The organism is Roseicella aerolata, assembly GCF_020523605.1.
In the GTDB taxonomy this organism is placed as follows: domain Bacteria; phylum Pseudomonadota; class Alphaproteobacteria; order Acetobacterales; family Acetobacteraceae; genus Paracraurococcus; species Paracraurococcus aerolatus.
This window is the reverse complement of sequence record NZ_JAJAQI010000194.1, coordinates 1-524: the sequence shown is the minus strand read 5'-3', so window position 1 is coordinate 524 and position 524 is coordinate 1. Positions and strand designations below refer to the sequence as shown.

Genomic DNA, 524 nt, shown 5'->3' with positions numbered 1-524 from the left:
ACCCACATCGCCACTGCGCTCGGCGTCCAGGCCGTCGAGCATCACCGCAAGCGCGTGCGGTTCTTCTCCACGGTGGAACTGGTCAACGCCCTCGAGCAGGAGAAAGGTGCTGGGAAGGCCGGGCAGATTGCCGCTCGCCTGCTCCATACCGATCTGCTGATCCTCGATGAACTGGGCTACCTGCCGTTCAGCACCTCAGGTGGCGCCCTGCTGTTTCACCTCCTCAGCAAGCTGTACGAGCAGACCAGCGTCATCATCACCACGAACCTCAGCTTCAGTGAGTGGGCGGCAATCTTCGGAGATGCCAAGATGACCACAGCACTCCTCGACCGGCTCACCCACCACTGCCACATCCTGGAGACGGGCAACGATAGCTTCCGCTTCAGGAACAGCTCCGCCACCCAAGCCAAGCACGAAAGGAGGCCACAACCCACCTGACAGAAGCCGAAAACCCCGAACTTCCAGCCACAACCCGGGTCAAATCCTCATGGCAATCCCGGGTCAGCTCTCAGTGGCAATCAACA

General features: G+C 60.7%; 1 protein-coding gene. It reads left to right on the top strand.

The genetic code is table 11. The annotated features are described in order from the left end of the window. A partial coding sequence (locus LHA35_RS28525; protein ID WP_226615302.1) for an ATP-binding protein occupies nt 1-438 on the top strand: 438 nt, incomplete at its 5' end. Between the last annotated feature and the right edge of the window lie 86 nt (nt 439-524).